This window comes from Schaedlerella sp. (assembly GCF_056796775.1).
This window is the reverse complement of the sequence record NZ_JBQIKP010000092.1, coordinates 1-5,276: the sequence shown is the minus strand read 5'-3', so window position 1 is coordinate 5,276 and position 5,276 is coordinate 1. Positions and strand designations below refer to the sequence as shown.

The 5,276-nt window shown below is 53.3% G+C and carries 11 protein-coding genes; 6 read left to right on the top strand and 5 right to left on the bottom strand.

The features are described 5' to 3' along the window. Positions 1-123: 123 nt before the first annotated feature. The 5 genes from ACTOY7_RS21315 to ACTOY7_RS21295 all read left to right on the top strand — a co-directional run bounded on the left by ACTOY7_RS21315 (position 124) and on the right by ACTOY7_RS21295 (position 2,908). Positions 124-525 carry a hypothetical protein gene (locus tag ACTOY7_RS21315; RefSeq protein WP_482672604.1) on the top strand — a complete coding sequence of 134 codons (402 nt, stop codon included), beginning with the start codon at positions 124-126 and terminating at the stop codon, positions 523-525. A gap of 119 nt (positions 526-644) precedes the next feature. Continuing rightward, on the top strand, positions 645-1,301 hold the full coding sequence (locus tag ACTOY7_RS21310) for a hypothetical protein (RefSeq protein ID WP_482672605.1): 657 nt from the start codon (positions 645-647) through the stop codon (positions 1,299-1,301). A gap of 198 nt (positions 1,302-1,499) precedes the next feature. Then, positions 1,500-1,622, top strand: a complete 123-nt coding sequence (locus ACTOY7_RS21305; protein ID WP_482672606.1) for an XkdX family protein — start codon at positions 1,500-1,502, stop codon at positions 1,620-1,622. A 4-nt stretch (positions 1,623-1,626) separates the two neighbouring features. After that, positions 1,627-2,136: a phage holin family protein gene (locus ACTOY7_RS21300; protein WP_482672607.1), complete on the top strand. Its 510-nt coding sequence runs from the start codon at positions 1,627-1,629 to the stop codon at positions 2,134-2,136. Continuing rightward, on the top strand, positions 2,129-2,908 hold the full coding sequence (locus tag ACTOY7_RS21295; protein ID WP_482672608.1) for an N-acetylmuramoyl-L-alanine amidase family protein: 780 nt from the start codon (positions 2,129-2,131) through the stop codon (positions 2,906-2,908). Before ACTOY7_RS21300 ends, ACTOY7_RS21295 begins: the two co-directional genes overlap by 8 nt. A 66-nt stretch (positions 2,909-2,974) precedes the next feature. On the opposite strand, the gene ACTOY7_RS21290 is transcribed toward ACTOY7_RS21295, so the two are convergent. Next, positions 2,975-3,280 carry a hypothetical protein gene (locus ACTOY7_RS21290; protein WP_482672609.1) on the bottom strand — a complete coding sequence of 102 codons (306 nt, stop codon included), beginning with the start codon at positions 3,278-3,280 and terminating at the stop codon, positions 2,975-2,977. A gap of 132 nt (positions 3,281-3,412) precedes the next feature. Here ACTOY7_RS21290 and ACTOY7_RS21285 point away from each other — a divergent pair, with 132 nt between their 5' ends. After that, positions 3,413-3,670, top strand: a complete 258-nt coding sequence (locus ACTOY7_RS21285; protein WP_482672610.1) for a helix-turn-helix domain-containing protein — start codon at positions 3,413-3,415, stop codon at positions 3,668-3,670. On the opposite strand, the gene ACTOY7_RS21280 is transcribed toward ACTOY7_RS21285, so the two are convergent. The 4 genes from ACTOY7_RS21280 to ACTOY7_RS21265 all read right to left on the bottom strand — a co-directional run bounded on the left by ACTOY7_RS21280 (position 3,667) and on the right by ACTOY7_RS21265 (position 5,169). Beyond that, positions 3,667-4,119 carry a hypothetical protein gene (locus tag ACTOY7_RS21280; RefSeq protein WP_482672611.1) on the bottom strand — a complete coding sequence of 151 codons (453 nt, stop codon included), beginning with the start codon at positions 4,117-4,119 and terminating at the stop codon, positions 3,667-3,669. The genes ACTOY7_RS21285 and ACTOY7_RS21280 overlap by 4 nt on opposite strands. 112 nt (positions 4,120-4,231) lie before the next feature. Then, positions 4,232-4,582, bottom strand: a complete 351-nt coding sequence (locus ACTOY7_RS21275) for a hypothetical protein (protein ID WP_482672612.1) — start codon at positions 4,580-4,582, stop codon at positions 4,232-4,234. A gap of 1 nt (position 4,583) precedes the next feature. Beyond that, entirely contained in the window at positions 4,584-4,784 is a 201-nt protein-coding gene (locus tag ACTOY7_RS21270) for a hypothetical protein (protein WP_482672790.1), read from the bottom strand. Between the two features lie 82 nt (positions 4,785-4,866). Further along, positions 4,867-5,169 carry a hypothetical protein gene (locus ACTOY7_RS21265; RefSeq protein ID WP_482672614.1) on the bottom strand — a complete coding sequence of 101 codons (303 nt, stop codon included), beginning with the start codon at positions 5,167-5,169 and terminating at the stop codon, positions 4,867-4,869. Between the last annotated feature and the right edge of the window lie 107 nt (positions 5,170-5,276).

The following is a 5,276-nucleotide window of genomic DNA, read 5'->3' as shown; positions in this document are numbered from 1 at the left end:
GAGGAATATCCGAACGGATTGGCGGTTCCCATGGACAGCCTTGTTTCATCCAGGCCGACCACAACCTCGTCTCAGACCATCGAATTGATCGAATTGTAATCAGCTTCAGCTAAGGAGGATATTATGCAAATCAGATTCGCCAACGGCGCTGCATTGGAGGCTCTGTCCATCAGAGGACAGAGCGTTTTTTATCAAGGCGCTCAGCGGGACAGCCTGGAAATCCAGGTGGAAAAGGGAAGGTACAGCTTTGACGAGCTGGAGGCCCTGACCGGGAATCCGGAGAATCTCCGGCAGCTGACCATCCTGGAGGATTCCGGGGAGACAGCAGGCATCCATGAGAGCTATACCCTGCGGACAAAAATAGCGGTACAGCCGGTGGAGACGGGGCGCTCCGTCACGCCGGACGCGCCGCCTGCGGTGGAGGAGCGGCTCTGCGTGACACTGGCCCAGCAGACCTATCTGGAGCAGCAGCTGGCAGTGCTCCGGGATACGGTGGACACACTGGTTCTGGCGTCCTTGAAATGATTTCCAAAAAGGGAGGAATCTTGAAATGGTAATAATTTACACGGGGGGGGGTACTGTGGACAACTGGAAGTATCTGGTAGACCGCGGGCCTCCGTTTCCCTATCAAGGGGGCGGCGCTGATGTCAATTACAGCAGGCATCGGCGGAGTCAACCGCCAGGTAAAGCAGGTGTTCACCGGGGTGAGCGGGGTCAATCGGGAGATTCAGCAGGGCTATGCTGGAGTCAGCGGCGTGAATCGCCCCATCTTTGCCAATGCAATTGATTTGACCATTCTCGGCGGCGCAGAGGATACCGGATGCTGGTCGCGGATATACGGCAATACAACCACTCCAGCCCGGCCTTATATACATCTATCCGTACAGGAAAAAGCAAAAGCAACGGCATATGTAACGGTAACGTTTCGATTCGGTCGAGCGCTTACTTTTGGACCTAACAATGTGATTCAGATAAACACAACGGGATACTGTAGCCGTGGTTCTGGTGAAGGTACATTCCGTTTTCATGCCCATTCCGATCACGGGACAGTTACCCGTGAATATGTAGATATCTATCCAGGCAAATATCCAGAATCCTTTTCTTTCAAGGAGAATATAGCCATCACCGATTTAATTGGAGATCTGGATTCAGAACCTGTATTCACAGCTGAAAACGGGGTCTGGACGGAGCTTTTCCAGTCCGATCCGCGTCAAAAATGCTCGGAATCCACAAAGGATTCCTCCGCTTTTTTCCTTGACGGACTGGAAAATCCCTCGCCCATCCCCCATTTCCAGCTATGAATACAGGTTCTCAAATTGCGCTTCTGGCTCTTACGATGTGAACATTTCATTTTCCGTACTGCGCTTTTACCCTGTGGAATACCCAAACGGACTGAAAATCGAAGTGCCCGCAGATGTGGATATCCCCTATAAGAAAGGCGGCTACACCTGCAAGGGGCTCAAACTGGTATCGCTATAACAGAAAAGGAGGGATTCGCCATGTATGAAACACTGAAGCGGCTGTACAAAGGCGGTCAGCTGCGGGCGGAGCAGCTGGCTTCCGCAGTGGCAAAAGGCTGGCTGACAGAAGCAGAAGCGAAAGAAATTAAAGGAAAGGACTGATGGTATGGAAAAGGCAAAGGCGATTGCTCTGACGGTTCAGAGCCTGCTCACCCTGGCGGGAGCCTGGCTTTCCAACAAGCTCGGAGCCCTGGCGCCGGTGCTGGGGATGCTCCTGGCGGCTATGGCTATCGACTACATATCCGGCCTGGTAGCGGCCGCCCGGGAGGGGCTTGCCGGAGGGCCTGGCCTGGAGAGCGGCAAGGGCGTCCGGGGCATCCTGAAAAAGCTGGGGTACCTCCTGGCCATCGCGGCGGCGATGCTCTTTGACTGGCTCCTGGTGAATGTGGCGGGGCAGCTGGGCTTTACCCTCCCGGCCACGGCCATTTTCGGCCTGCTGGTGGCGGTGTGGTTCCTGCTCAATGAGATTCTGTCCATCATTGAGAACATGGGCCGGGCAGGGGTGCCCCTGCCGGGATTTTTGCGGGCGGCGGTTTCGGCCCTGAAAAGGACAGTGGATAAACAAGGGGATGGCCTGGCGGCGTCCCTGGAGGAAAAGGAGAAAAGCCATGATTAAAAAAGTATTTCTGGGCGTGGGCCACGGCGGCACGGATCCGGGAGCTGTGGCCAACGGCCTCCGGGAGAAGGACGTGAACCTGGGCATTGCCCTGGCGGCGAGGGAGCATCTGGAGCGGGCCGGGGTAGAGGTGCGCCTCAGCCGGTATCGGGATGAGGACGATTCCCTGACGGAGGAAATCCAGGAGTGCAACGCCTATGGCCCGGACTTGGCGGTGGACGTCCACAACAACGCCGGGGGCGGGGACGGCTTCGAGGCATACTGCTCCCTGGCTGGCGGGGTATCCCGGAAGCTGGCGGAGAGCATCGAGAAGCAGGTGCTTGCCGCCGGACAGAACAGCCGGGGGGTGAAGACCCGGCCCTATCCCGGCAGGCCCGGCCTGGACTACTACGGCTTTGTCCGGGAGACAAAGGCTCCGGCGGTGCTCTGCGAGTTTGCTTTCCTGGACACCGCCGACCGGGACGCGGTAGACAGTCCGGCGGATCAGGAAAAGATGGGCAAAGCGCTGGCTCTGGGGATTCTGGATACCCTGGGGATCCCCTGGCGGAGCCCGGAGCGGTGGGCGGTGCGGATCCAGCACTTCACCCGCCGGGAGGACGCGGCGGAAACCTCCGGATGGATCCGGGAGCTGGGGCTGTACAACGAGATCCACACCGATTCCGGGAACGGAAAGTATGTGGTGGACGTGTTCAGCTTCGAGGATAAGGCTCGGGCCGATGCGCTGGCGGCGATGCTCAATCACCAAAGGTACAGCGTGGTGAAGCAGGCGTAGAGATAAGCCCCGGATGCGGTAGAGCGTACCGTGTCCGGGGCCTGTTTGTGTTTGTGAGCTTTTAATTCATTGCGTTATGCCGGGCAGGTTCGGCAATATATCGGATTCTATGGAGAGTCCAATATCTGGAGGGAGTTCTGGAAGGCAACCGGATTTATATTTTTTGAGGAAGCTCAATATTGTTATCCCGGTTACTGCATCCGTATCCATATTGCGCATGATGACAACACCGTTCGAGGAATCGTCTCCGTATGAATTCAGATTGCTTGATACAGCTGCATAAAGTGTGTCAAAACGACGGTCATAATCAATTTTCATTGTCTGCATTGTAGATAGCCTCTCCCTTTGTTCCACCTGTTGGGTTTTTAGCATTGTACCCTCCCCTTCTGAATAATCAACTTTAAAGCGGCTATAGATTTCTTTTCGAGCAGACCGCGCAACCGCCGATATATCATCTGGAATCTTTCTGAAAACCCTCTTATGCTTTGCGTAAGAGGTGATTTTATGTCAGATAAAGTCGAAATCGGGAAAACCATTGTGAAGCTTCGAAAGAGCCGGAGGATCACCCAGGAGCAGCTGGCAGAAGCGGCAAACGTGAGCGTGTCATACCTGCGAGATATTGAGCACGACTGCGCCAATCCTACCATCAATATTCTGGAGGATATCGCAGATGCCTTGGGAATGCCTCTTTTCGTGCTCATTATGTCCTCCACCGCTGAGGAAGAACGGGAAGAGGCGCTGAATAAAACCGTGTTGCATTAAGTATATACTGTCAGGAAGAATCGGAAATAAAGAGGTATATGCGGGTTATCGGACAGCCCGGTTTGTGTACTCCTGATTGAGATACCGATCACGATTACCGTCATCCATGCGGAGGCCCCCGGCTGAGGAATGTCCTCTGGATCAAAGTAGATTTCCTGATTTCCAATTCCATAAAGGACGTTCTGCGGGTACGTCTCCTGTACGGCCCCTGAGAGGCCTGTGCAGGGGCTTTTCTTTTTATAATGAAATCTTTTAATCAAAGAGCGAAAAAGAGTCCCTTTTTCCTTTAGAAAAAAAGGCAGGCAGTAACGATAAAGGTAGGGAAAGTGTAGAGCAAGCACAAAGAGGGGGGCGTATGGCCCCGTATGAGGAACCCAGACGCCCTTCCCGGCTTTACGAACCGGATTATAGTAGACAGCCTCGCCGTTGGCTTTGTTTACCATTTTCATACTCAACACCCCTTTCAAACCCGTTTGATGGCCTGTCCGAATTTTTCATACAGGGCCTCGGCCTCAGCCCTGTTTTTTGCCTGTATCCCGGTCAGATCACCGATGTCAGCATTTAAACCGCCTCCTTTAATTCCCAATCGGTGATAAGTGGGTGACAATCCTCATACTGCCAGCGGAGGGCATCGGTCAGAACCTGCACATCCGGCAGAGAACCATCCCCTGCACAACCGATATTGGAGTATTCGCCACTGACCAAGATGGCAGAGGAATCAGTCTTCACGATTTCCTGAAGCCGCTCCAGATAGTCCGATTCCAAAACCATGATACCCTTGTTGTAGAGCATATCTTCCGGCCAGATAGTATCAACATTCCACGACCGACCTTCCTTCCAGAGAGCGATCCAGCAGATACCATCTGCTGCTTCTTCCCGAATAGACCTGGCACAATTTCTCAAACTCGCCATTTTACTGAACCTCCTCAATAACAAATTTCGTGGTTTCCTTCGTCCAGGGATTCTCTCGGTCTTCAGCCTCGAAGCGGCGCTTCATGGCTTCGGCCTGATCGCGGGTCTTTGTTCCCCCGAAAATCGCCCCGCTCGCTGTTTTGACATAGAAGCGGACACCAACGGCCCTGCCGTGCCGGATTGCCTGATTCAGATTCATCATTTCAATTTTCCTTCCTGCCCTGCCATCATCAGCACCGGTGGGGCGGTTCCAGTGGGCGGCCCCGGCCGGGACCGTTTCGGCGTTATAGCATCTCAATATCATCTGAGAAAATAACCTTCAGATAATCGACATTTTCCTTATTGTCGTGCATTACACTCGCCTGGAACACCGTGACTCTCCAATCTGCTGGCCAGTCATGCGTGAGAAGCCCATTTATGCCAGCCCACCAACTGACATCCCCAGAGAAGCAGTCCACCATTCGGATTTCAATATCTGTTTTTCGGGCGGTGATAAGGCCCTGACATATCGTGAGAATTAAATCGCCCATGGACATTTCGTATTTTTTAATTGTTTCCTCTTTGTACCCATGCATTGTTAACTTCATTTTCAAGCCCTCCTTTAATGGAATTCAACAGTGAGATAGCCGGTACCATCTTTCCAAAACCGAAATACGATTTCATCCGATTTTTTATTTATCTGCTTGGCACTGTC

Coding starts and splice junctions, on each gene's coding strand:
- ACTOY7_RS21310 (WP_482672605.1), top strand. CDS start 645: ATGTCAATTACAGCAGGCATCGGCGGAGTCAACCGCCAGGTAAAGCAG.
- ACTOY7_RS21295 (WP_482672608.1), top strand. CDS start 2,129: ATGATTAAAAAAGTATTTCTGGGCGTGGGCCACGGCGGCACGGATCCG.
- ACTOY7_RS21265 (WP_482672614.1), bottom strand. CDS start 5,169: ATGAAGTTAACAATGCATGGGTACAAAGAGGAAACAATTAAAAAATAC.
- ACTOY7_RS21280 (WP_482672611.1), bottom strand. CDS start 4,119: ATGAAAATGGTAAACAAAGCCAACGGCGAGGCTGTCTACTATAATCCG.
- ACTOY7_RS21275 (WP_482672612.1), bottom strand. CDS start 4,582: ATGGCGAGTTTGAGAAATTGTGCCAGGTCTATTCGGGAAGAAGCAGCA.
- ACTOY7_RS21290 (WP_482672609.1), bottom strand. CDS start 3,280: ATGCTAAAAACCCAACAGGTGGAACAAAGGGAGAGGCTATCTACAATG.
- ACTOY7_RS21270 (WP_482672790.1), bottom strand. CDS start 4,784: ATGATGAATCTGAATCAGGCAATCCGGCACGGCAGGGCCGTTGGTGTC.
- ACTOY7_RS21305 (WP_482672606.1), top strand. CDS start 1,500: ATGTATGAAACACTGAAGCGGCTGTACAAAGGCGGTCAGCTGCGGGCG.
- ACTOY7_RS21285 (WP_482672610.1), top strand. CDS start 3,413: ATGTCAGATAAAGTCGAAATCGGGAAAACCATTGTGAAGCTTCGAAAG.
- ACTOY7_RS21315 (WP_482672604.1), top strand. CDS start 124: ATGCAAATCAGATTCGCCAACGGCGCTGCATTGGAGGCTCTGTCCATC.
- ACTOY7_RS21300 (WP_482672607.1), top strand. CDS start 1,627: ATGGAAAAGGCAAAGGCGATTGCTCTGACGGTTCAGAGCCTGCTCACC.